At 70.0% G+C, this 24,048-nt stretch carries 16 protein-coding genes; 4 read left to right on the forward strand and 12 right to left on the reverse strand.

The features are described 5' to 3' along the window. Positions 1 to 113 precede the first annotated feature (113 nt). Positions 114 to 1,316 (forward strand): MFS transporter, encoded by a 1,203-nt coding sequence (locus BU197_RS14660; protein WP_188268710.1) that lies wholly within the window; start codon positions 114 to 116, stop codon positions 1,314 to 1,316. Positions 1,317 to 1,405: 89 nt separating this feature from the next. Here BU197_RS14660 and BU197_RS14665 read toward each other — a convergent pair whose 3' ends face one another. The 7 genes from BU197_RS14665 to ngcE all read right to left on the reverse strand — a co-directional run bounded on the left by BU197_RS14665 (position 1,406) and on the right by ngcE (position 9,982). Then, on the reverse strand, positions 1,406 to 2,716 hold the full coding sequence (locus BU197_RS14665) for a sugar ABC transporter permease (protein WP_188268711.1): 1,311 nt from the start codon (positions 2,714 to 2,716) through the stop codon (positions 1,406 to 1,408). Further along, entirely contained in the window at positions 2,713 to 3,492 is a 780-nt protein-coding gene (locus tag BU197_RS14670) for an ATP-binding cassette domain-containing protein (RefSeq protein WP_188268712.1), read from the reverse strand. Before BU197_RS14670 ends, BU197_RS14665 begins: the two co-directional genes overlap by 4 nt. A 335-nt stretch (positions 3,493 to 3,827) precedes the next feature. Further along, the gene (locus BU197_RS14675) at positions 3,828 to 4,892 is read right to left on the reverse strand and encodes a substrate-binding domain-containing protein (RefSeq protein ID WP_188268713.1); all 1,065 of its coding nucleotides are present in this window, start codon (positions 4,890 to 4,892) and stop codon (positions 3,828 to 3,830) included. 143 nt (positions 4,893 to 5,035) lie between these two features. Beyond that, a complete protein-coding gene (locus BU197_RS14680) occupies positions 5,036 to 6,256 on the reverse strand; it encodes an ROK family transcriptional regulator (RefSeq protein ID WP_188268714.1) in 1,221 nt (406 codons plus the stop codon). Between the two features lie 315 nt (positions 6,257 to 6,571). Then, a complete protein-coding gene (locus BU197_RS14685; protein WP_188268715.1) occupies positions 6,572 to 7,507 on the reverse strand; it encodes a carbohydrate ABC transporter permease in 936 nt (311 codons plus the stop codon). Further along, entirely contained in the window at positions 7,507 to 8,436 is a 930-nt protein-coding gene (locus BU197_RS14690; protein WP_188268716.1) for a carbohydrate ABC transporter permease, read from the reverse strand. The genes BU197_RS14685 and BU197_RS14690 overlap by 1 nt, the downstream gene beginning before the upstream one ends. A 100-nt stretch (positions 8,437 to 8,536) precedes the next feature. Continuing rightward, on the reverse strand, positions 8,537 to 9,982 hold the full coding sequence (gene ngcE, locus BU197_RS14695; protein WP_188268717.1) for an N-acetylglucosamine/diacetylchitobiose ABC transporter substrate-binding protein: 1,446 nt from the start codon (positions 9,980 to 9,982) through the stop codon (positions 8,537 to 8,539). A gap of 524 nt (positions 9,983 to 10,506) precedes the next feature. Between ngcE and BU197_RS14700 the strand changes: the two genes are divergently transcribed. After that, the gene (locus tag BU197_RS14700; RefSeq protein ID WP_188268718.1) at positions 10,507 to 11,424 is read left to right on the forward strand and encodes an FG-GAP repeat domain-containing protein; all 918 of its coding nucleotides are present in this window, start codon (positions 10,507 to 10,509) and stop codon (positions 11,422 to 11,424) included. 95 nt (positions 11,425 to 11,519) lie between these two features. Here the strand turns inward: BU197_RS14700 and acnA are convergent, their stop codons facing one another. Then, complete coding sequence (gene acnA, locus BU197_RS14705; protein ID WP_317452117.1) at positions 11,520 to 14,234, reverse strand: aconitate hydratase AcnA; 2,715 nt, start codon at positions 14,232 to 14,234, stop codon at positions 11,520 to 11,522. Between the two features lie 295 nt (positions 14,235 to 14,529). After that, complete coding sequence (locus BU197_RS14710) at positions 14,530 to 17,313, reverse strand: DUF11 domain-containing protein (RefSeq protein ID WP_188268720.1); 2,784 nt, start codon at positions 17,311 to 17,313, stop codon at positions 14,530 to 14,532. A 261-nt stretch (positions 17,314 to 17,574) separates the two neighbouring features. On the opposite strand from BU197_RS14710, the gene BU197_RS14715 reads away from it, so the two are divergent. Next, the gene (locus BU197_RS14715) at positions 17,575 to 17,931 is read left to right on the forward strand and encodes a VOC family protein (RefSeq protein ID WP_188268721.1); all 357 of its coding nucleotides are present in this window, start codon (positions 17,575 to 17,577) and stop codon (positions 17,929 to 17,931) included. Positions 17,932 to 17,981: 50 nt separating this feature from the next. Next, positions 17,982 to 19,511, forward strand: a complete 1,530-nt coding sequence (locus tag BU197_RS14720; RefSeq protein ID WP_188268722.1) for a helix-turn-helix domain-containing protein — start codon at positions 17,982 to 17,984, stop codon at positions 19,509 to 19,511. 194 nt (positions 19,512 to 19,705) lie between these two features. On the opposite strand, the gene BU197_RS30995 is transcribed toward BU197_RS14720, so the two are convergent. The 3 genes from BU197_RS30995 to BU197_RS14735 form a co-directional block, all read right to left on the reverse strand. Further along, complete coding sequence (locus BU197_RS30995) at positions 19,706 to 21,652, reverse strand: PA14 domain-containing protein (RefSeq protein WP_262928244.1); 1,947 nt, start codon at positions 21,650 to 21,652, stop codon at positions 19,706 to 19,708. Positions 21,653 to 21,804: 152 nt separating this feature from the next. Further along, a complete protein-coding gene (locus BU197_RS14730; RefSeq protein WP_188268723.1) occupies positions 21,805 to 23,361 on the reverse strand; it encodes an MFS transporter in 1,557 nt (518 codons plus the stop codon). 84 nt (positions 23,362 to 23,445) lie between these two features. Beyond that, positions 23,446 to 23,859 carry a RidA family protein gene (locus tag BU197_RS14735; RefSeq protein WP_188268724.1) on the reverse strand — a complete coding sequence of 138 codons (414 nt, stop codon included), beginning with the start codon at positions 23,857 to 23,859 and terminating at the stop codon, positions 23,446 to 23,448. Positions 23,860 to 24,048 lie beyond the last annotated feature (189 nt).

Here is a 24,048-nt window from a genome sequence, read left to right on the forward strand (position 1 = left end):
TCTCGCCGTCCCGCAGACATCACACATTGCCCGCGTTTGCATTTATCGCGCGTGTGCAATTATTGTGGCATCTCCTTAACGGCTCACTCAAGCAACCGAGAAGGGGAGACCCCGTGCCTCTCGCGCTCCTCGCCCTGACCATCGGGGCCTTCGGCATCGGGACCACCGAGTTCGTGGTCATGGGGCTGCTGCCCGACATCGCCGCCGACTACGGCGTCACGATCCCCACCGCCGGTCTGCTCGTCACCGGCTACGCGCTCGGCGTCGTCGTCGGCGCTCCCGTGCTGACCGTCCTGGGCAACCGGGTGAGCCGCAAGCGGATGCTCATGGTCCTGATGGGCCTGTTCGTGGTCGGCAACACGCTCTCCGCCCTCGCCCCGACCTTCGAGCTGATGCTGGCGGGACGGGTGGTCGCCTCCCTCGCCCACGGCTCGTTCTTCGGCATAGGCTCCGTCGTCGCCGCCGGTCTGGTCGCCCCGGACAAGAAGGCGAACGCCATCGCCCTGATGTTCAGCGGACTGACCGTGGCCACCGTCGTGGGCGTACCGCTCGGCACCTTCATCGGCCAGACGGTGAGCTGGCGCGCCGCCTTCCTCGCCGTCGCCTCGCTCGGTCTCGTCGGGATGCTCGGCATCGCCCGGCTCGTCCCCGCCCTGCCCCGCCCCGAGGGCGTCCGGCTGCGCGGGGAACTCGGCGCCTTCCGCAACCCCCAGGTCCTGCTCGCGATGGCGATGACCGCCCTCGGCTTCGGCGGCGTCTTCACCGCCATCACCTACGTCGCGCCGATGATGACCGAGGTCGCCGGTTACTCCGACGCCGCCGTCACCTGGCTCCTCGTCCTCTTCGGCCTCGGCATGTTCGTCGGCAACCTGGTCGGCGGGCGGTACGCCGACCGGGCGCTCATGCCGCTCCTCTACACCGCCCTCGCCTCGCTCGCGGTCGTCCTGGCCCTCTTCGTCCTCACCGCCCACGACAAGATCCTCGCCGCGCTCACCCTCTTCCTCATCGGAGCCTTCGGCTTCGCCACCGTGCCGCCGCTCCAGAAGCGCGTCCTCGACCAGGCCCACGGCGCCCCCACCCTGGCCTCCGCCGTCAACGTCGGCGCCTTCAACCTCGGCAACGCCCTCGCCGCCTGGCTCGGCGGGCTCGTCATCGCGGGCGGCTTCGGCTACACCGCCCCGAACTGGGTCGGCGCCGCCCTCGCCTGCTCCGCGCTGCTCCTCGCCTTCTGGTCGACCGCCCTGGAGCGCAGGACGGCGGCGACCGCCCCTGCCACCACGCCCGAACCGGCCGTCGCCACCGCCGTATCCCCGTGACCCCGCACCCTTCGGGGACCGGAAAGGGCCGCCCACTCCGTACACCCGTACGGGGAAGGCGGCCCTTTCGGCTGTCGCGGGGCGGTCGGTCAGGCGCGGCCCGCCGTCTTCTGGGTGCGGCGGGAGACCGAGTCGATGATCACGGCGATGAGCAGGACGGCCCCGGTGATCATGTACTGGATGGCGTTCGAGGACAGGTTCAGCTGGTTGAGGCCCTGGACGATCGACTGGATCACCAGGATGCCCAGGAGCGCCGACCAGACCTTGCCCCGTCCGCCGAACAGGGACGTACCGCCGATGACGGCGGCGGCGATGCACATCATCAGCTGGTTGCCGCCGCCGAGGGAGCGGTCGGCGCCGCCGGTCGCGGAGGCGAGGAACAGACCTCCGACGGCGCCGAGCGTGCCGGAGACCATGAAGACCGAGGTCCGGATCCAGGACACGTTGATCCCGGCCCTGCGGGCCGCCTCGATGCCGCCGCCGACGGCGAAGACCTGACGGCCGTACGTGGTGCGGCGCAGCACGAAGTCGGTGACGAGCAGGATCACCAGGAAGATCACCAGGGAGAGCGGCAGGCCCTGCTCCTGGTTGAAGCCGTACGCGGCGACGAGGACCAGGACCGCGAGGACGGCGGTGCGCAGCAGGATCTCGCTCGGCGGGCGGTGCGGCAGCCCGGCGGCCCTGCGGCGGCGGGCGTCGCGGAACTGGGCGAGGAAGAAGGCGACGACGACCACGACGGCGAGGCCGTAGGCGGCGGCGATGTCGGAGAAGTAGTACTTGGTGAGGTCGCCGACGAAGCTGCCGATCGGGGTGGGGATGGTGGAGCGGTCCCCCATCACCCAGGTCTGGAGCCCGGCCCAGCCGAGGAACCCGGCCAGCGTGACGACGAAGGCGGGCACGCCGATCCTCGCGAAGACCAGCCCGTGGAAGGCGCCGATCAGGGTGCCCGAGAGGATCCCGAGCAGCAGGGCGAGGGAGTCGGGCAGGTCGGTGCCGAGGACGCCCCAGACGGCACCGGCGAGCCCGGCGACGGAACCGACCGCCAGGTCGATCTCGCCGAGCAGCAGGACGAAGACGATGCCGACGGCCATGATGCCGGGGCCGACCGCGTACAGCGTGATCTGGTCGAGGTTGTACGAGGTGATGAAGTTGCCGGTGAGTGCCTGGAAGACGACGCCGATGACGATCAGGCCGACCACCACGGGCAGCGAGCCGATCTCACCGGACCGGATCTTGCGTCGGAACTCCGCCGCGTACCCCTGGAAGCCCCGCTCGCGCACGAGCAGCCGGGGGTCGACGGCGGCGGGCGTACGGGCGGGGGGCGCGGGGGCTTCGGACGTCGAGCGGGTCGTACGGGGGCCGGGCGTCGCGCTCTCCGGCGCCGACGGGGTCGTGCTCATCGCGTCACCTCCGTGGTGCGGGCCTGGCGGCGGGTCACGGCGTTGTCCGTGGCTCCGGTGATCGCGGCGATGATCTCCTCGTGGGTGGTGCCGGCCACCGGGAAGGTGCCGTTGTTGCGGCCGAGGCGCAGGACGGCGACGGTGTCGGCGACGGCCCGCACATCGGCCATGTTGTGGCTGATGAGGAGGACGCCGAGGCCCTGCTCGCGCAGGCGCTCGACCAGGTCGAGGACCTGTGCGGTCTGCTCGACGCCGAGGGCCGCGGTCGGCTCGTCGAGGATCACGATCCGGGGGTCGCCGACCAGGGCGCGCGCGATGGCGACGACCTGGCGCTGTCCGCCGGAGAGGGCGGCGACGGGGATGCGGACGCTGGGGATGCGGATGGAGAGGGTGGCCAGGAGGTCCTCGGCCCGTTTCTCCATGGCGACCTCGTCGAGGACTCCGCCCCTCACGATCTCCCGGCCGAGGAACAGATTGGCGACGACATCGAGGTTGTCGCAGAGCGCGAGGTCCTGGTAGACGGTCGCGACCCCGAGGTTCTGGGAGTCGTGGGGGCGCTGGACCTCGACGCGCTCGCCGTCCCACTCGATGACGCCTTCGTCGATGGGGTGGACTCCGGCGATGGTCTTGACCAGCGTGGACTTTCCCGCTCCGTTGTCGCCGACGAGGGCGACGACCTCTCCCGCGTGGACTTCGAGATCGACTCCGGAGAGGACCTGGACCGCTCCGAACCGCTTGAAGATTCCGCGTAACGCCAGCACGGGCGTCTGGGACACGTGAACCAACTCCTTCGCCGCCCCGGGAGCGGCCGCCTGACGCGCCGCCGTGCGGCGCCGAAGTATCGAAGGGGCCCGTCCGGCCCCCGGACCGACAGCGGGGTCTGGGTCGGCCGGGGACCGGACGGGCGGGGACGGACCGGTCGTACGCCTTCCGGCCGTACGAGGGGCTCGGGGCCCCCGTACGCGAAGCCGCGCTCTCGCGCGGGCCGGTGACGGGGCCGATCCGTGTGACCGGGCCCATGGGGGCCGGTCGGTCGCGCCGGTCCCGTGCGGGGACCGGCGGGCTCAGTGCGGCTCGGGCGGGGTGTCCTCTCCCCGCGCGGGCCGGTGGCTCACTTGACGCCGAGGGCGGTGCAGCGGGCGGCGAGGTCCGGGGTGCACAGCTCGGACGCCCGGTAGATGCCGTCCTTGATCACCGTGGACTGGATGTTCTTCCGGTCGACCACGACCGGCGGGAAGAGCGTCGACGGCACGCCGTCGGTCGCGCCCTGGGCGCCGGGCTCCTTGCCCTTGAGGAGGTTCACCGCGAACTTGGCGGCCTCGGGGGCGAGCTGGAGCGGCGACTTGTAGATGGTGAAGGTCTGGCTGCCCGCGATGATCCGCTGGATGCCGGCGGCCTCGGCGTCCTGGCCGCCGACCGGGATGTCCCTGATGCCGGCGTTCTCCAGGGAGGTGATGACACCGCCCGCCATGCCGTCGTTGGCGGAGTAGACGGCGCCGATGCCGCTCTTGCCGACGGAGGAGATCGCGGCGGACATCTTCTCTCCGGCGATCTTCGGATCCCACTCGCCGGACGCCTCGTAGACGACCTTGCCGACCTTGCCGTCGAGGGCGCTGTGGGCGCCCTTCTTGAAGAGGGCCGCGTTCGGGTCCTTCTCGTCGCCGTTGATCATCACCACCTTGGCGGTGGCCGCCTTGGCGCCGAGGGCGGCCAGCAGGGCCTGCCCCTGAAGCTCGCCGACCTTGGTGTTGTCGTGGCTGACATAGGCGTCGGCGCCCGCGACCGCACGGTCGTACGCGACGATCCGCACGCCCTTGGCCTTGGCGTCGGCGACCCACGCGGCGGCCTTGGTGGCGTCGACCGGGTCGAGGGCGATCACCTTGACCCCGTCGGCGATCAGCTGGTCGAACTGCTGCTTCTGCTTGACGACATCGGAGACCGCGTTGTTGTAGACGACCTCGCAGTCGGCACAGGCGGCGGCGACGGCCTTCTCGAACTGGGGTTTGTCCAGCGCCTCGTATCGTGCGGTCTTGTTCTCGGGCAGGAGCAGCCCGATCTTGGTGGAGCTTCCCTTGTCATTGCTGTCGCCGCCGCCCGCCTTGCCGCAGGCGGCGAGCGAGAGGGACATCGAGACCGCGGCCGTGACGATGACGGCGCGGTGCGTCACTGCGTGCATGGACTTGCCTCCCTGACGTGGCCGCGTCATGTGCGGCCGAGGTGACACGAAGTCAACTCGCCCGGCACCTTGCCGTCAAGAAGTAAATTATTAACGAGATGACAACGGTGCCGTCCGTTCTCTAAGTGAAGGCAGCCGTTTCTCTAGGTGTAGGCAAGCCGCGTCCCCGCCGAGGAACGCCCCGCCACCGGCGGCACACTCTCCAGCAGGGTCGAGTCCCCCATCTCGCTCAGCACCAGCGCGAGCGCCCCGAGCACTTCGGCCCGTCCGCCCAGCGCCCCCTGGACCACGGACAGCTGCCGGGCGGCGCTGGGAATCGCGTACCGCGCCACGGAATCCCGGACCGGTCCGAGGAGCAGCTCCCCCGCCTCGGCGATGTCGCCGCCGAGCACCACCCGGCTCGGGTTCAGAAGGTTGCAGAGGCTCGCGATGCCGCTGCCGATGTGCCGTCCCACGTCGGCGATCACCCGGCGGCACCCCGGGTCTCCCTCGCGGGCGAGCCGGACCACCCCTTCCATGGTCAGATCGGGCCCGTGACCGGGCTGGAGCAGCGGCAGCACGTACCGGGCGGCGGCGAAGGTCTCCAGGCATCCCCGGTTGCCGCAGCGGCAGACCGGTCCCGACTCGTCGAGCGTGATGTGCCCGATCTCGCCCGCGGTGCCGCCGGGCCCCCGGTAGACCCGCCCGTCGATGACGAGCCCGGCGCCGACGCCGCTGGCCACCTTGATGTACGCCAGGTCCCTGACCCCGCGCCCGCCGCCCCAGACCAGCTCGCCGAGCGCGCCCAGGTTGGCGTCGTTGTCGACATGGACGGGGACGCCGAGCCGCCCGGACAGCTCCTCGGCCGGATTGATACCGCCCCAGCCCGGCAGGATCGAGGTCGAGCCGAGCGTGCCGGACGAGACGTCGAGGGGCCCGGGGACGCCGAGCCCGACGCCGATCACCTTGCCCTGGTCGACCCCGGTGTCCTGGATCAGCCTCCTGACCAGCTGCTCCGCACGGTCGAAGCCCTCGGCGGCGGAGGCGTCCACATCGAGCGGTTCGGCCTCCTCCGCCAGCACCCGGTGGGCGAGGTTGCCGATGGCGACCCTGAGGTGGGTGTGGCCGAAATCCACCCCGATCACGATGCCGGCGTCCCCGGAGAGCGAGACGCTGCGGGCCCTGCGCCCGCCCGCCGAGGTCGGGGTGACCTCGACCGTGCCGCTCTCCTTCAGCTCCCGGACGATGTTGGAGACCGTCGCGGCGGAGAGGCCCGTCGCCCGTGCGATCTCCGCCTGGGTGAGCGAACCGGCCATGCGCACCGCGCGGACGACCCGTTCGAGGTTGGCCCGGTGCAGCGACGTCTGCGAACCCGGAGTCTCCATAGACCCACTCACTCCCACTATTTCTCCAACATGTGAACCCTAAGGGGACGCTTTCGCCTCGCTTCCCGTCAAGACCTTGAATGGCCGACCGGGCGGCCTCCGGGGCGGGTGGCGGGCTCAGGAGCGGGCCGGGACACACGCCAGGGCCCCCGGCGCGCGGTGCGCCGGGGGCCCTGGGGGCTGCGATGTGGGCTCTGAGGGGGCTGTGACGTGGGGGTGATGGGGGGCTGATGCGGGGGTGATCCCGGGTACCGCCGAGAGGGCGTCGCGGCCCCTTCCCTCACTTCACGGCTGGGGGCGTCGCACCCCCTGCCGTCACTTCACGGCGCCGGCGGTGAGGCCGGTCACCACCTGCCGCTGGAAGATGATGTACGCGGCGAGGACCGGGAGCATCGCCATCACCAGACCGGCGAAGAGTCCCGAGAAGTCGCCCTTGTAGCCCTGGCTCACCGCGAGCTGCACCAGACCCTGCGAGAGCACCTTCTTCTCCGGCTCGGTGTTGAGCACGGTCGGCAGCAGGTACTGGTTCCACTGGCCGAGGAAGTTGAAGATGCCGACGCTGATCAGACCGGGCTTGGCCATTGGCAGCATCACCTGGAAGAAGGTCCGGGTGTGCGAGGCACCGTCCACGAAGGCCGCTTCCGCCACCGAGGACGGCAGGGTACGGAAGAAGGCGGTGAGGAAGAAGACGGTGAAGGGCAGCGAGTACGCGATGTAGACCAGGATCAGCCCCGGCAACGTGTTGAGCAGGGACATGTTCTGCATCACGTAGAACAGCGGCACAAGCGCCAGGATGATCGGGAAACTCATCCCTCCGATGAACAGGAAGTAGATGAAGCGGTTGCCCGGGAAGTCGAAGCGCGCCAGGACGTAGGCGGCCATCGAGCCGAGGAGCAGGGTGCCGATGAGCGAACCGCCGACCACCAGGATCGTGTTCAGGAAGTAGTCGCTCATATGCGCCTGGGTCCAGGCGCGCGACCAGTTCTCGAAGTGCAGCGTGTCGGGGAGCGACCACGGGGTGGTGAAGATCGCCCGGTCGGTCTTGAAGGAGCTGACGACCGCCCAGAGCAGGGGCAGGACGACCAGGATCGCCCAGATGATCAGAACGCCGTGCGAGAAGACGTTGAGCGTCGCCCCCTCGCTCTTGGGCTCCTTGCCGAGGGCGGGCGGCACCTTGGTGACCGCGGGTCCCGAACCGCCCGGGGAGCCGGGGGACTCGACGCCGGGGGTGGCCGTGTCGGTGGTCTTCATCAGAACTCCAGCCGCTCGCGTCGGCCCAGCTTCATCACCACGGCCGCGAAGGCGAGCGTGACGAGGAGGAGCGCGACACCGATGGTCGTGGCGTAGGCGGCCTGACCGTCCCGGAACGCCTTCTGGTACACGTACAACGGAAGGACGACGGTCGAGTAGTCGGGCCCGCCGCCGTTGACGCCGACGGTCATGATCTGGACGACGGCGAAGGACTCGGCGCCGAGTGCCAGGATGCCCATGTAGATCCAGCCCGACTGCACGGTGTCCCAGAGCAGCGGCAGGGTGATCTTGAAGAACGTGGTGACCCGGTTCGCGCCATCGAGCAGCGCCGCCTCGTAGAAATCACGGGGAATGGACGCCATTCCGGCCGAGAAGAGGACGACGAAGAATCCGACGGTGGACCAGACCAGAACCACCATCACACAGATCAGAGCGAGGTTCGGATCACCCAGCCACTTCGGCTGAATACTTCCGAGACCGACCCCCCGCAATGCGGAGTTGATTGCTCCGCCACTCGGGTTGTATGCGAACTGGAAGAGCAGTGCGACGATCGCGATCGACAGCACCTGAGGGAAGAAATAGACGATCTTATAGAAAGCGGAACCGCGAACTCCGCCAATGGCTGCGCCTTTACGGCGACGACCGCCGACATTCAGCATGAATGCGAAGAACAACGCGAGCCCGATGGAGACGAGCGGCAGCACCACCGCGAAGATCAGACTGTGCTGCAACGACTTCCAGAAGATCTCGTCGTCGAGCATCCTGCTGTAGTTGTCGAAGCCGACGATCCCGAAGTCGGGGCTCAGTCCGGTCCAGTCCGTGAACGAGTAGTAGATGGACTGGATGAACGGCCAGATGACGAACAGCGCATAGAGCGCGAGGGGGGCCACCAGGAACCCCACGATGAAACGGTATTTGCCGTGTTGCATTCCTACCGACCCCGATCTTCCCGCGGAGGCGCGCCACCGATGCGGCACGCGGAGGGGCCGGGGCCCGCTCCCGGTCGGCGGGAAGGGGCCCCGGCACTGCTCACTGGTGCTTGTAGTGCTTGATCGAGGAGTCCTTGGCCGCGTCGTCCGCGAACTTCTGGATCTTCTTGATCGTCTCGGTCGGGGTGGCGCGGCCGGCCATCATCTCGCCCAGACCGGCGCCGCCGATCTGGTCCTTCTGGAGGGTGACGTACCAGTCCTGGAGGCGCGGGTTGACCACGTTCTCGCCGGCCTTCTTCAGGGCCGCGACGCCGGACGCGAGACCCGGGGTCATCTTGACGCCGTCGGTGCCGCCGTTCAGCGCGGTCAGGGACTTCACGGACTCCGTGAAGCTCTTGGAGGAGGCCTCGCTGAGCATGATGCGCAGCTGCTCCATGCCACCCTCGGCGTTGGCCGCCTTCGCCGGGACGATGAAGGGCTCGCCGCCGGCCGCCCAGATGGTGCCGAACGGCATCTTGTCCGAGGCGTCGAGGCCGGTCGGGGCGGAGACCGCCAGGTTGAAGTCGGCCGGCATGGTCTTCGCGGCCTCGTTCTCGACCCAGGAGCCGTTGGGGAGGAACAGCGCCTTGCCCTCGGTCCACGCGGTCTGCGACTGGATGTGGTCGAGACCGGGCGTCCCTTCCAGGATGAAGCCCTTCTTGACCAGCTCGTAGTACGCCTCGAGACACGACTTGACCGCGGGGTGCTCCCAGGCCTTCGGCTCCAGGTTGTCGATGGCGTCCAGGACCTCGCGCCCGCCGACCTTGCCGATCATCGGGTAGAGGGAGAAGGGGAGGTAGTACGGGTACTTGCCCGCGTACGTCCAGGGCGCGATGCCCTTCTTCTTGGCCTTCCCGCAGACCTCGATCATCTCGTCCCAGGTCTCGGGGTACTTCGCCTCCAGCGAGTCGAGGAGCTTCTGCGAGTACCAGACGCCGTAGACGGTGTAGGCGTAGTTGAGGACCCAGCACGGCTGGCCGTCGAACTGGCCCATCTCGACGATGCCGGGCCGCAGGGTGTCACGGACCTTCTTGCTCGGGTCGTCGATGGACGGCGCGTCGAGGAGCGGGGTGAGGTCCGCGAGCTGCTTCTGACCGACGAGGACGCCCATGTCCATCTGCTCGGCGCCCGAGTTGTCGATGAGGTCGGGCGGGGTGCCGCCGTTGAAGCGGGGCTGGAGCGTGGTGGCGATCTTCTGGGTCGGGGTGAACTTGACCTTCGCCTTCGGGTAATTCTTCTCGTAGAGCTTGACCGCGGCCTTGGCGTAATCCTGACCGAACCCGCCGTCGAAGAGGACGAAGTCGAACGGAGCCGACTCGTTCACACCCAGCGGGTTCTTGTCGGACTTCGTGCCCTTCTCGACCTTTTCATTACCGCTGCCGTCACCGCTGGCACACGCGGAGAGGAAGCCCATGCTCGGTACGGAGATCAGACCGATAGCGGCCGAACGCTTGATCAGATCTCGGCGTCCGAGGCCCTCATTGGTCTGTGCGGAGGTGGATCCCATGCTCAAGTCCTCGCCTTCATTCAGGACTCATGCGGTGTACCGGTCACCCGTTTTCTGGCTCGCCACAGGCGAAGGGCCCCGCCACCGCGGTCATTTGCAGCTGGGTCGTGCGGACGTCGAACCGTCGTGTGGATACGACTGGTTGGACGCCGACAGGTATAGTCCACTTCCCTTCGCCGGAGCAAGATCGTGAGAGGTTTCCCCGGTCATCTTTCCCGAGTTGAGACCTGCGGGATAAGCACCCACGATCTGCGGCGTTTCGGGCCTGATATTTGCCCTGCAAGTGTCTTGACGTCCGAACGGATCGCCCGCTAGGGGGACTCCGTGGAGTCTGGTTGACGAACGTACGGCAGAACGAGGCAAAGAGGACATACGACAGGGAACGAAACAGTTGTGTCACAGACACCCCGACCGGTGAAGGTTTCATAAGGACGATCCGGGATCATGGGGTGTCCCACCGCTTCCCTCCTCCGTGACGGACGCGCGGTGGGACCTGCCTCATTCCACTCGCATCTGGAGTACACGTGGCCAACTCTTCTGGCCTGAACCGCGCGGGCTTCGCGTCCCGTGTGACCGTCGCGGCCGTCACGGCCGCCCTCGTCGCCACCGGCACCTCCGCCGCCGTGGCCGCCGAGACCCCCGGGGCGTCCGCCAAGTCCGTCGACACGGCCCCCCGCGCGAGCACCTTCGCCGCGAACACCGCGGCCGCCGTCACCCCGATCAACGCCCTGTACGGCGTGAACAACTCCGGTGACATCTACGGGTACGCCCCGACCGACAACGGTGGCCTCTCGGCCGCCGAGAAGACCGGCTACGGCTTCCAGTACAAGAAGTACGTCACCCAGACGGACGTCAACAGCGACGGCGAGTCCGACGGCGTCTGGTTCGTCGAGAACAACCGGCTGTACTACGGGGCCTGGAGCCAGAACTCCCGTGACCTCGGCGGCGGCTGGGGCGTCTACAACCGCGTCTTCTCTCCCGCCAACGCGGGTGGCGCGGCCTCCGACGACCTCCTCGCCCGGGACGCCTCCGGCGTGCTGTGGCTGTACCTCGGCAAGGGCGACGGCACCCTCGCCCCGCGCGTCCGGGTCGGCGGCGGCTGGGGCGGGTACAACCAGATCACCGGCAAGGGCGACCTGACCGGCGACGGCAAGGCCGACATCGTCGCGCGCGACGGTTCGGGCGTGCTCTGGCTCTACAAGGGCACGGGCAACTACAAGGCCCCCTACTCCGGTCGTACGAAGATCGGTGGCGGCTGGAACGCCTACAACTACCTGCTGTCCGTCGGCGACCTGAACTACGACGGCCACGCCGACCTGGTGGCCCGTGACGGCGCCGGCGCGCTCTGGCTGTACAAGGGCACGGGCAACGCCTCCGCCCCGTACCAGGCCAAGGTGAAGATCGGCACGGGCGGCTGGAACGGCTTCCGTCTGATGTTCTAGTCGTACCGCTCGGCCTCGGGGTCGAGGGCATGACGAAGGGCCCCGCTCCTCTTCCGAGGAGCGGGGCCCGTTTCGTGCTACGGGATCCGGTGGGGTCAGCCGCGGATCAGGTTGCGGAGCACGTACTGCATGATGCCGCCGTTGCGGTAGTAGTCCGCCTCGCCGGGGGTGTCGATGCGGACGACCGCGTCGAACTCGACACCGGTGTCGGTGGTGACCTTGACCGTGCTCGGCGTGGTGCCCTCGTTCAGCTCGGTGACGCCCTCGATGGAGAAGGTCTCCTCGCCGGTCAGACCGAGCGAGTCGGCCGTCTGGCCGGCCGGGAACTGGAGCGGCAGGACGCCCATGCCGATGAGGTTCGAGCGGTGGATGCGCTCGTACGACTCGGTGATGACGGCCTTGACGCCGAGGAGCGCGGTGCCCTTGGCGGCCCAGTCGCGGGACGAGCCGGAGCCGTACTCCTTGCCGCCCAGGATGACCAGCGGGATGCCGGCGTCCTGGTAGTTCTGCGAGGCGTCGTAGATGAACGACACCGGGGCGTCACCCTGGGTGAAGTCGCGGGTGTAGCCGCCCTCGGTGCCCGGCGCGATCTGGTTGCGCAGGCGGATGTTGGCGAACGTGCCGCGGATCATGACCTCGTGGTTGCCTCGGCGCGAGCCGTAGGAGTTGAAGTCACGACGCTCCACACCGTGCTCGGTGAGGTACTTGCCGGCCGGGGTGTCGGCCTTGATGGCGCCGGCCGGGGAGATGTGGTCGGTGGTGACCGAGTCGCCCAGCTTGGCGAGCACACGGGCGCCGACGATGTCGGTGACCGGGGTGGTCTCCATCGTCATGCCCTCGAAGTACGGGGGCTTGCGGACGTACGTGGACTCGGCGTCCCACTCGAAGGTGTTGCCGGTCGGGATCGGCAGCGCCTGCCACTGGGCGTCGCCCGCGAAGACGTCCTGGTAGGACTTGTTGAACATGTCCTCGCCGATGGCGTTGGCGACGACGTCGTTCACCTCGGCCTCGGTCGGCCAGATGTCCGTCAGGTAGACCGGCCGGCCGTCCTGGTCCACGCCGAGGGCGTCCTTGGTGATGTCCACCTTCATGGAACCCGCGAGGGCGTACGCGACGACCAGCGGCGGGGAGGCCAGGTAGTTCATCTTGACGTCGGGGTTGATACGGCCCTCGAAGTTGCGGTTGCCCGAGAGGACCGAGGTCACGGCCAGGTCGTGCTCGTTGACCGCCTTGGAGACCTCCTCCGGCAGCGGGCCGGAGTTGCCGATGCAGGTGGTGCAGCCGTAGCCGACGAGGTTGAAGCCGACCTTGTCCAGGTACGGGGTGAGACCCGCCTTGTCGAAGTAGTCGGTGACGACCTTCGAGCCCGGGGCGAGGGTGGTCTTGACCCACGGCTTGCGGGTCAGGCCCCTCTCCACGGCCTTCTTCGCGACGAGCGCGGCGGCGACCATGACGTACGGGTTCGAGGTGTTGGTGCAGGAGGTGATCGCGGCGACGGTGACGGCGCCGTGGTCGATCGTGTAGGTCGTGCCGTCGGGGGCGGTCACCTCGACCGGGTTCGACGGGATGCCGTTGCTGACGGCCGGGGCGTCGGAGGCCGGGAAGGACTCCTGGCCCGCCTCGTCGGAGGTGGCGACGTAGTTGCGCACGTCCTGGGCGAACTGCGCGGCGGCGTTGGCGAGGACGATGCGGTCCTGCGGGCGCTTCGGGCCGGCGATGGAGGGGACGACCGTGGAGAGGTCGAGCTCCAGCTTCTCGGAGAAGTCGGGCTCGGCGGCCGGGTCGAGCCAGAGGCCCTGCTCCTTGGCGTACGCCTCGACGAGCGCGACCTGCTGCTCGGAGCGGCCGGTCAGCTTGAGGTAGTTCAGGGTCTCGCCGTCGATCGGGAAGATCGCGGCGGTGGAGCCGAACTCCGGCGACATGTTGCCGATGGTGGCGCGGTTCGCGAGGGAGGTGGCGGCGACGCCCTCGCCGTAGAACTCGACGAACTTGCCGACGACGCCGTGCTTGCGCAGCATCTCGGTGATCGTGAGGACCAGGTCGGTGGCGGTGGTGCCGGGGGTCAGCTCACCGGTCAGCTTGAAGCCGACGACACGCGGGATGAGCATGGAGACCGGCTGGCCCAGCATGGCGGCCTCGGCCTCGATGCCGCCGACGCCCCAGCCGAGCACACCGAGGCCGTTGACCATGGTGGTGTGCGAGTCGGTGCCGACGAGCGTGTCGGGGTACGCCTGGCCGCCCCGGACCATGACCGTACGGGCCAGGTGCTCGATGTTCACCTGGTGGACGATGCCGGTGCCGGGCGGGACGACCTTGAACTCGTCGAAGGCGGTCTGGCCCCAGCGCAGGAACTGGTAGCGCTCCTTGTTGCGGCCGTACTCCAGCTCGACGTTCTGGCCGAAGGCGTCCTTGGTGCCGAACTTGTCGGCGATCACGGAGTGGTCGATGACCAGCTCGGCGGGGGCCAGCGGGTTGATCTTCGCCGGGTCGCCGCCCAGCTCCTTGACGGCCTCGCGCATGGTGGCGAGGTCGACGACGCAGGGAACGCCGGTGAAGTCCTGCATGATCACGCGGGCCGGCGTGAACTGGATCTCCTGGCTCGGCTGCGCCTGCGAGTCCCAGTTGCCGAGGGCCCGGATGTGGTCGGCGGTGATGTTCGCGCCGTCCTCGGTGCGGAGCAGGTTCTCCAGGAGGACCTTCAGGCTGTAAGGGAGGCGCGCGGAGCCCTCGACCTTGTCCAGCTTGAAGATCTCGTACGACTCGTCGCCCACGCGCAGCGTGCTGCGGGCGTCGAAGCTGTTCGCCGACACGACAGTCTCCTTCATCAAAGTGCGCGTTTTACCGCCATGCTGCCGCCACGGCTCCTCGCCGATCCGCTAAGGTAAGGCTTAGTTAGGTAACCCTTACCCGGGTGGGGCGGCCATGGTACGCCGTAAGCAGTTATCTCGATGTCGAGATAACTCTAGTACATCACCGCCGGTCGGTCATGCCCGGCAGGACGTGCGATCCCTCGCGGGCCGGTCCCGGACCGGATGACAGAGCGCCCGCGCCCCTGTGAGGAGGCGCGGGCGCGGGTGCCCCGGCTGCTCGCCGGAGCGGGTCGGATCAGGCCGACTCGGGGTGGTGGCCCTCGCCGTAGCCGTCCTCGGGGCACTCGCCGTATCCCGGGCACGGCGGGGTCGGCTCGCCCCGGGTCACCATGACGACGGCCCGAGCCGGACCGCCGGTGACCGGCTCGCCCGAGGGGTCGTCGCCCGTCACGGTCGCGATGTTGACGACGATGCAGGTCTCCCGGCCTCCGGCGGCCGGGCGGCAGTCGGTGAGCGCGTCGGCCGTGATCACGTAGCTGCCCCGGCAGGTCGTGGTCTCACCGGGGGTGAGCCTGGTCGCGTCGCAGGTCACCGTGGAGACGCGGTCGTCGGAGACGCTGATGTCGGTCAGGAGCGTGTCACCGGTGTTGGTGACCGTGTAGGCGTAGTCGACGCGGTCGCCGACCTCGAACGGGCCTTGCGTCACCACCCGCTTGGACAGCGCCAGGGACGACTCGGCCGGCGGCGGGACGATGACGGGGACGTCGGTGGCGCACCGCCCGGCGGCGACGCACCTGCCCTCCGTGCCGGGCGTCACCGTGTTGCGCAGCCGCCGGTCGCCGGTGTCGGGGTCGTTCACGGTGACGCTGTACGTGATCGTGGTCTGGGCGCCCGCGGCGAGCGGACCCGACCAGTCGAGCCGGGTGCCGGTGACGACGGCTCCGCCGGTGGCGTCGCCGTTGTAGGTGGCGTCGTCCAGCACGTCGGAGAGGTCGTCACTGAACGAGGCGGGGTCGGCGGCGGTGTACGGGAGGTCGCCGGTGTTGGTCACGGTGACGGTGTACGTCACCGTCGTCCCCGGCCGTGCCTCGGCGGGGGTGGCGGTCTTCGCCACGGTGAACTGGCGGACCTGGACGGGGGTCGTGGTGGAGCAGCCGTCGTCGGTGACGCAGCTGCCGCGCGGACCGGGCACCACGGTGTTGGCGAGTTCCGTCCCGGACGGGACGGCGGAGTGGACCGTGAGGGAGTAGGTGAGCGTCACCGTGGCGCCGACGGGCAGGTCCAGGTCCCAGACGAGGGAGGTGCCCTGGAGGGTGCCGCCGTGGTCGGCGTCCCCGTTGTAGTCGGCCCAGGTCAGGTCTCCGGCGAGGGAGTCCTCCAGATGGGCGGGCGGGGCGTGCGGGGTGGCGGTGCCGCCGAAGTCGACCGCTCCGGTGTTGGTGACCGTCACGGTGTAGCGCAGGACGTCGCCGGGGGACGCGACGGTGGGGTCCACGCCCTTCTCGACGACGAAGGCGGCGACGGGCACCGACGAGGTGCAGTCGGCGGCGCTGACGCAGCTTCCGGTGGCGCCGGGGGTGACGGCGTTGCGCAGGACGTGGTCGCCCTGGTCGGGGCCGTTGACGGTGACCGTGTAGGTCACCGTGTGGGACTCGCCGACGGCCAGGGGGCCGGACCAGGTGACGCTGTCGTCGACGAGCTGGGCGCCGCCGGTCAGCGAGGCAGGGTCGACCTTGGCGTCGTCGGTGACATCGCTCAGGTCGTCGGTGAAGGAGGCGGGGCCTTCGGCGGTGTAGTCCACGGTTCCGGTGTTGGTCACGGTGACCGTGTACGTGACGCTGTCGCCGGAGCCGACGAAGCCGTCGGGCGCGACGGAGGCGCTCTTGGCGACGGTGAAGGACGGCTCGGCCTGCCCCGCGGGACAGGCGGTGGAGTCGGCGGAGTTGTTGCCGGGGACGAGGTCGGCCTCGTTGCCGGTGACCCTGGCGGTGTCGCTGATCGCGTCGGTGGTGCAGTCGGTGCCGGGGGTGGCCGGTGCGGTGCCGGTGATGGTGATCACGGGGGCGTCGGCGCCGTCGGCGAGCGGACCGCCGGTGCACTGGACGAGGCTCTGGCCGTTGTCCGTGGTGACGGCGCAGCCGTCGGTGCCGGTCTGGGGGTTGCCCAGGTTCGCCGGGAGGGTGTCCGTGACGATGTAGCCGGAGGAGTCGCCGGGGCCGTAGTTGTGGATCCGCAGGGTGTACGTGAGGGTGTCGCCCGGCGACCAGGTCGTCGGGCCGTCCTTGACGATGCCGAGGTCGGCGGGTTCGCCGGGGACGGAGGCGCCGTCGTTCTGATTGTTCGCCGGGCCCCTGGTGGAGGAGAGGATGGTGACCGAGGGGGCGCCGGACGTCGGGTTGTTGATGTGGAGCTGGTAGACGGTGCCGGTGACGTTGTTGGAGATGCCGATGTTGCCGTTGCCGTAGACCCACTGGGCCCCGTAGGGGTTGGCGGGGAGGCCCGGGAGGGGGATCACGAGGACGGCGCCGTCGTCGGGGTCGATGCGGTAGAGCTGGTGGCCCTCGCCGTACACGCCCCAGATGTAGCCGTCCTTCCAGACGATGTCGGAGACGTTCGGCACGTTGGCCGAGAGCGCGATCCGGGTCGAGGTCCTGGTCGTGACGTCGACCGCGTAGAGGCTGTTGTCGGAGGTGGACTGGCGGACGTAGAGGATGTCGGCGGTGGGGCCTTCTCCGAAGGTGCCCTGGTTGTAGCTGAAGGTGCCGCTGGAGGGCAGTCCGACCTGGCCGAGGTTGGTGGCGACGCCGCCCTGGCCGATCCGGGCCAGACCGTCGTTGTTGTTGATGGCGTAGAGGTAGCGGTCCAGGGTGTGGAAGCCCATGGCGTTGTAGCCGAAGGTGGCCGCGCCCTCCCTGACGAAGGTGATCTGGCCGGTGCCCTGGACGGCCTCGTAGAGGGTGGTCGGCTCGCCGGGTGCCGGCCCCTGGGCCACGAAGACGAGGCCGGGGCCCTCGGGGAAGGGGTCGCCGGGCGCGGCGAGCGCCTGGTGCTGTCCCGGCAGCATCAAACCCGCGGTCAAGCCCGCGATTCCCGCTAGCCCCCACAATCGGCGCAGCATCCAGCCTCGCTCCTTCTGTATCGACGGGGGCGCCCGGGACGACGATGACCAGGGCGCCAAAGGTAAGGAAAACCTCAAAACGCCCGTCGGTGCGCCCGTCGGGGTCCGCTCACACCGGCACTCCACACGCATGAGTGGACCGCCATCGACCATTCGCCCACCCCTCCCCCGAACGGCCGCCGCACCCTTGCCGCCTTCCTCCCATAGACGGACAATCAGGTCATGTTCATCGGCGCGCACGTGATCTTCTACACCCGCGACGCGGAGGCGGACCGGACCTTCCTCAAGGACGTCCTCGGGTTCGCGCACGTGGACGCGGGGGACGGCTGGCTGGTCTTCCGACTGCCGCCCGCCGAAGCCGCCGTCCACCCCACCACGCTCGAACCCCGGCAGGAGGTCTATCTCATGTGCGAGGACCTCGGCCGGACGCTGACCGCCCTGGAGGACCGGGGCGCCGAGATCTCACGCGCCGTCACCGAGCAGCCCTGGGGGCTGCTCGCCGCCGTACGGCTGCCCAGCGGAACCGAACTCCCCTTGTACGAACCGCGCCACCCCACCGCACTCGGACTTTCACCCTGATGGCCTACCCCAACGCGAACCCCATCTCATATCTGAGATAACGTGAAGCCATGGCAGACGACTACCTCGTACGCATCGGCAAGCTCATCCGTGACGCGCGTCAGCACCGCGGCTGGACCCAGACGCAGCTCGCCGAAGCCCTGGCCACCAGCCAGAGCGCCGTCAACCGGATCGAGCGCGGCAACCAGAACATCAGCCTTGAGATGATCGCCCGGATCGGCGAGGCCCTCGACAGCGAGATCGTGTCCCTGGGGTACTCGGGCCCCATGCACCTGCGGGTCGTGGGCCGCCGCCGCCTCTCCGGCGCCATCGACGTCAAGACCAGCAAGAACGCCTGCGTCGCCCTGCTCTGCGCCTCCCTCCTCAACAAGGGCCGCACCGTCCTGCGCCGGGTCGCCCGCATCGAGGAGGTCTTCCGCCTCCTGGAGGTCCTCAACTCCATCGGGGTGCGCACCCGCTGGATCAACGACGGCGTCGACCTGGAGATCGTGCCCCCGGCCGAACTCGACATGGACTCGATCGACTCCGAGGCCGCGATCCGCACCCGCTCGATCATCATGTTCCTCGGCCCGCTGCTGCACCGCATGGACCGCTTCAAGCTGCCGTACGCCGGAGGCTGCGACCTCGGTACGCGCACCATCGAGCCGCACATGATCGCGCTGCGCCGCTTCGGTCTCGAAGTCACCGCGACCGAGGGCATCTACCACGCCCAGGTCGAGCGCTCCGTCTCCCCCGACCGCCCGATCGTGCTGACCGAGCGCGGGGACACCGTCACCGAGAACGCCCTGCTGGCCGCCGCCCGCCACGACGGCGTGACCGTCATCCGCAACGCCTCCTCCAACTACATGGTCCAGGACCTGTGCTTCTTCCTGGAGGCGCTCGGCGTACGGGTGGACGGCATCGGCACCACCACGCTGACCGTGCACGGCGTGCCCCGGATCGACGTGGACGTCGACTACTCCCCCTCCGAGGACCCGGTCGAGGCGATGAGCCTGGTCGCCGCCGCCGTCGTCACCGAGTCGGAGCTGACGATCCGCCGGGTCCCCATCGAGTTCATGGAGATCGAGCTGGCCGTCCTGGAGGAGATGGGCCTCGACCACGACCGCTCGCCCGAGTACCCCGCCGACAACGGCCGCACGCGCCTGGTCGACCTGACGGTCCGCCCCTCCAAGCTGGAGGCGCCGATCGACAAGATCCACCCGATGCCGTTCCCCGGCCTGAACATCGACAACGTGCCCTTCTTCGCGGCCATCGCGGCCACCGCGCAGGGCAAGACCCTCATCCACGACTGGGTCTACGACAACCGCGCCATCTACCTCACCGACCTCAACCGCCTCGGCGGCCGCCTCCAGCTCCTGGACCCCCACCGCGTCCTGGTCGAGGGCCCCACCCGCTGGCGCGCCGCCGAGATGATGTGCCCCCCGGCCCTGCGCCCGGCGGTCGTCGTCCTCCTCGCCATGATGGCGGCCGAGGGCACCTCGGTGCTGCGCAACGTGTACGTCATCAACCGGGGGTACGAGGACCTGGCGGAGCGGCTGAACTCGATCGGTGCGCAGATCGAGATCTTCCGGGACATCTAGCGCGCAGATGTCACCGCACCCCCTCCCGGGCCGCCGTCCGGCGGTCCGGGAGGGGGTGCGGTCCAGGCGTCGGACCGCGACCTGGGATGTTCATGCGGGATCGAGTGACGCACACACACCGGCACCGGTACGCGGGCACTGTTCCCCGCAGGCGGCGCCGGAGCCGGTGACGGTCGGCTGCCGGGCTCCGGGGATCACCTGGCCCAGAAGAACTCCTGGTACGCCGTCAGTCCGGTCGAGCCGTAGTGGCCGACGGCCTCGACCTGGAGGTCGCAGGGGCCCGCGTAGGGGATGCGCTGGGTGATGCGGATGGTCTCGCCCTGGGACTCGTTCCAGCCGCCCACGCAGGAGAAGCTCCACCGGTAGGCCTTGATGCCCTTGCCCCGGTCGGCGTCGGCGGGCTTCACGTCGACGATCACGGCGACCCGTACGTCCTGGACGACGGTCAGCTTGGGGGCGCTCAGCGGGGCGGTGAGGACCGCGCGGTCGCGGACGATCTCGAACGGGGCCGAGGGCGCGCCCTCGGCCCCCTGGTCGTCCAGGGAGACCAGGTAGTAGGAGGCGCGGCCGACGGGGGCGGTGGTGTCGGCGTAGGCGAGGGGGTACGACTCCTGGGACAGGGTGCCGGTGGTCAGGAGCTTCCAGGGGGTGTGGGCGGCGGTGCGGCGGTAGAGCCGGTAGCCGGTTGCGGGGCTCGCGTCCGGGTCCGTGAGGTACGGGGCCCGGAACTCGATCGTGTTGGCGAGGTCGCCGGGGGCGGCGGAGTCCACGGTGGGGGCGGGGACGTCGGCCGGGACCGGGCGGGTCCCCCGCGCCTCCGTCGCCTGCGAGAGGTTGCCGTAGTGGTCGACCGCCTGGACGCGGTAGACGGTCTCGGTGCCCGTCTCGGCGGAGTCGTCGTGGTACGAGGTGCCGGTGACGAACACGGGGCCGTCCGGGTCCTGTCCGCCGACGGGCGCGGCGAACACCTGGTAGCCGGTGGTGTCGGTGGAGACGGAGGCGGTCCAGGTGATCCCGTTGCCCGCCGTGGTGCCCCGCGCGGCGAGCGCGGTGACGGGCGCGGGCGGGGTCGTGTCGGGGGCGCCGGTGGTGGCGGCGGCGGAGAGCGCGGAGACGTTTCCGGCCGCGTCGATGGCGGCGGTCTTGTAGTACCAGGGGCGCCGGATGTCGGCGGTGGTGTCGCGGTGGGTGGTGCCGGTCAGGTTGTCGGCGGCCTTGGTCCAGGGTCCGGCCGGGTTGTCGGCGCGCAGCACCCGGTAGCGGTTGGCCCCGGCCACCGGCTGCCAGGCGACGGTGACCGCTCCCGTGCTCACGGTGGCCTTGACGCCGGTCGGGGCGGCGGGCGCGGTCCGGTCGACGGTGACGACGGTGAAGTCCGCGCTGCCGGGCGACTCGTTGCCCGCGCGGTCGGCGGCGCGCAGCTCGTAGAGGAAGGTCTGCCCGGTGGGGGGCGGGGTGTCGGTGGCGGTGGCGCCGGTGGTGACGAGCAGCGGGCGGGCGGGGAACGCCTGGCCGGACAGGCGCCGGTAGACGCGGTAGCCCGCGAGGTCCATCTCCTTGTTCCGGGCCCAGGCCAGCTTGACCCGGCCGGTGGCGCGGTCGTGGGCGACGGTGACGGAGGCCGGGGTGAGCGGCTTGACCTTGTCGACGGCGGCGGCGGTGCGGGGCGCGTAGGCGAAGGCGATGTCGGCGGTGCCGGTCCAGTTCGCGAAGTCGACCCGCAGGGTGTGGCGGCCCTTGGGGACGGTGAGGTTGACGGTGCCCTTGCGGGCGGTGGCCAGGTCGCTCCAGACGTTGTACTTGCGGACGCCGTCGAGGTAGACGCGGGCGCCGTCGCGGCCCTGGACCGTGAACGTGAAGGGGCCGCCGGAGCCGAAGTCGCGGGTGAGGGTCCAGCGGACGCCGAAGCGGTCGCGGGGCAGCCCGGGGGCCGGGGCGCCGGTCCAGTGCTCGTTGATCGCGCTGTCGCAGTCGGTCCGCTTGGGGGTGCCGGTGAGCGTGGTGTTGGCGAAGAACTCCCGCTTGAAGAGCGGGGAGGCACAGCTCACCGCGGCGGAGGCGGTGGGAGCGGTGGCGAGGAGCCCACCGGCGGCGGCGAGGACCAGGGTGGCGGCCACCGAGGTCTGTCGGACGGTTCTCATGCGTTCCTTCGATCGTGATCCTGCGGGTGTCGGGAGGCGACACGCGTGATCTAGACCTTCGGGAACGGATCATGGTTGTACGGGGCTTCGACGGGTTTTCACCCGTCGTCGGCGGGGCCCGTCGGCGGCGGGCCCGGAGCGGCCCGGAGGGGTCACCCGCCGAGGGGCGGGCCGCCCTTGAGCCGTGCGAGGTCGGCGGGGCGGACCCGGATGACCAGGACGGCGATCAGGAAGGCGACGGCGGCGAAGAGGGCCGCCACGACGAAGCCCGCCGAGACGCCCGAGGTGAGGACCTGGTGGCCCCAGGGCGGGGGCAGCAGGCCCGTCCTGGCGAACCGGGCCTTCTCGGCGGGGTCCGCCTGGGCGAGGAAGGCGGGGAGCTGCCGGCCGGCCTCGTCGCGGCTGGCCGTGCCGAAGACGGTGACCAGGATGGACAGGCCCAGGGAGCCGCCGATCTGCTGCATCGTGTTGAGGAGGCCGGAGCCCGCGCCCGCCTCCCTGGGGGCGATCCCGGCGAGCGCGGTCAGGGTCAGCGAGACGAACAGCATGCCCATGCCCGCGCTGAGGACCAGCATCGGGCCGAGGATGCCGCCCGGATAGGTGGAGTGCACGTCGACCTGGGTCAGCCAGGACAGGCCCGCCGCCAGACAGACGGAGCCGAGCATCATGAAGGGTTTCGGTCCGAAGCGGGGCATCAGCCGGGCGGTGATCCCGGCGAGGACCGGGATCACCGCGCTGACCGGCAGGAAGGCGAGACCGGCTCGGAGCGGGCTGAAGCCGAGGACGGTCTGCACGAAGAGCGTGAGGAAGAAGAACATGCCGAAGATGGCCGCCGCGAGGCAGAGCATGATGCCGTAGGTGCCCGCCCTGTTGCGGTCGGCGAGCAGGTGGAGCGGGGTGATGGGCTGCCGGGAGCGGCGCTCCACCAGGACGAAGCAGGACAGGAGGACGAGCGCGGCGGCGAAGGAGCCGAGCGTCCAGGAGTCGCCCCAGCCTTCCCGGGCGGCGCGGATGAACCCGTAGACCAGGGCCACCATGCCGAGGGTCGCGGTGAGCGCTCCCGCGAGGTCGAAGCGGCCGGGGTGGCGGGCGGACTCCTTGACGTGGCGCGGCGTCAGGAAGGCGATGAGCAGGGCGATCGGGACGTTCACGAAGAACACCCAGCGCCAGTCGAGCCATTCGACGAGGACCCCGCCGGCCAGCAGACCGATCGCCCCACCGGTCGCCGAGACGCCCGAGAAGACGGCGAACGCGCGGTTGCGTTCGGGTCCTTCGTCGAAGGTGGTGGTGATCAGGGAGAGCGCGGTCGGCGAGGCGATGGCGCCGCCGACGCCCTGGAGTGCACGGGCGGCGAGGAGGTGCCAGGAGGACTGGGAGAGCCCGCCGAGCAGCGAGGCGAGTCCGAAGAGCAGGACGCCGAAGACGAAGACCCGGCGGCGGCCGAGGATGTCGCCGGTGCGCCCGCCGAGGAGGAGCAGTCCGCCGAAGGTGAGGGTGTAGGCGTTGACGACCCAGGAGAGGTTGGTGGTGGAGAAGCCCAGGGCGGTCTGGATGTGCGGGAGCGCGATGTTCACGATGGTGATGTCGAGGACCACCATCAGCTGGCAGGAGGCGATGACGAACAGCGCGATGCCCTTGCCGTCCTCCCCGCCGCGCCGGTGGGCGGTGGCCGCCTTCTTCGGCTGGGGGTGCTGGTCATCGCTGGTCATGGCGGGTCGCGCCCTCGGGAGGGGGCGTGGGCCGGTCGGTCCACCTCTCGACCCTAAGCCCGGCCCGTACGGCGGACCAGTCGATCAAGCGGGGGTGGGCTCGTCGAGGACCGCGATGCCGTCCAGCTCGATTCTGGCCCGGTCGTCGCGGAGGCGCACGACGCCGATCACAGCCGTGGCCGGGTGGTCGCGTCCGGCCAACCTGGCCCAGATCTCGCCCAGTTCGTCGGCTTCGTCCTGGTACGTGTCGACGTCGGTGGTGTAGACGGTGAGGCGGGCGAGGTCGGCGGGGGTGCCTCCGGCGTGCCGGAGCACGGTGAGGAGGTTGCCGAGGGCGGTGGCGAACTGCTCGGTGAGGGAGTCGCCCACGATCTTGCCGTCCGGGCCGTGCGCGGCCTGCCCGGCGAGGAAGACGAGCCGGGTACCGGTCGCGGTGACGGCATGCGAGGAGCCGGTGGGCGGGGCGAGTTCGGCGGGGTTGTGCCGGTACAGGCTCATGGCGACGGCTCCTCCTGACGTCGTTGGGGCGCGGACGGCCGGGACCCGGCGCCCGGCAGGGGGCCGACGGGTGCGGGGGCGGTGCTTGCCGTTACGCCTGTGGCGGGGGCAGGGCCTGCCGATACGTCCGTGACGGGGGCGGGGGCGGTGCTTGCCGATACGCCTGTGGCGGGTGCGGGGCCGGTGGAT

The sequence above is a fragment of the Streptomyces sp. CBMA291 genome, from assembly GCF_014596525.1.
Classification (GTDB): Bacteria; Actinomycetota; Actinomycetes; order Streptomycetales; family Streptomycetaceae; genus Streptomyces.